Here is a 1,017-nt window from a genome sequence, read left to right on the forward strand (position 1 = left end):
GGGCATGCTCATGCAGCGCGGGCCGCCGCGGCCGCGGGAGAGCTCGGCGGAGGGCACGACGAGAAGGTCCAGGCCCTCCTTGTACAGCACGTCGTTGGTGACGGTGTTGCGGGCGTAGACGCAGATCTTGCCGGGCTCGACGCACAGGGTGTTGGAGCCGTCGTTCCACTGCTCGCGGGAGGCCGCGATCGGGTCGCCGCCGCCGCAGGGGATCAGCTTGACCTGGTCGACGCCGGTGGCGTCCTCCAGGACGTGCTCGAGGGTGTCCTCGATCAGGCGGATGTTCACGTCGCCCGGGTTCTTGCCGGCGGTCAGCTCGTAGACGCGCAGGGTGCCCATGATGGCGGGGTGGATCGTGAACTTATCGACGTCGATCTGGGTGAAGACCGTGTCGAGGTGCATGAAGGCGCGCGAGACGGGGATGTCGAAGGCCAGGATGCGCTCGACCTTGGAGTCGGAGTTCCAGAAGATGTTCTGGGCCATGACGTCGATAGCGGCGGCCTGGGTGCGCTGGGAGATGCCGACGGCGAGGGTCTTCTCGTTGATGTTCAGCACGTCGCCGCCCTCGGTGTGGAACTGGCAGTCGCGGCGGAAGTACAGGGAGACGTCCTTGTAGTCGGGGTGGTACTTGAAGACGTACTTGCCGTACAGGGTCTCGCGGTTGCGGGTGACCGAGTACATGCGGTTGAGGTTGACGCCCTCGCCGACGACCGCGAACGGGTCGCGGGTGAAGTAGAGGTTGGGCATCGGGTCGATGATCAGGTCGGACTCGGACTCGGAGTTGACCAGGGAGTCGAGGGTCGTGGACGCCGTGAGGGGCAGGTCGATCTCGGCCTTGGTCATGCCGGCCATGGTCTTCTTGACGAACTCGAGGTTGTCCTCGATGGAGTCCAGCTTCTCGCGGACGATCTGCGGCATGTGCTGGCCGCGGATGCCTGCCTCGGCGATGTACTGGTCGGTGAACTCGGCGCGGGCGCCGGGGACCTGGTCGAACACCTCGGCGACGAGGTTCTCGAG

1 protein-coding gene is annotated in these 1,017 nt (G+C 65.8%); it reads right to left on the bottom strand.

Going from position 1 to position 1,017, the window contains the following annotated elements:
- Positions 1 to 1,017, bottom strand: a 1,017-nt coding sequence (locus AAAX35_RS09580; RefSeq protein WP_349117459.1) for an arginine deiminase family protein, incomplete at both ends; no start/stop codon positions are given.

It is taken from the genome of Collinsella sp. CLA-ER-H11, from assembly GCF_040092445.1.
Lineage (GTDB): Bacteria > Actinomycetota > Coriobacteriia > Coriobacteriales > Coriobacteriaceae > Collinsella.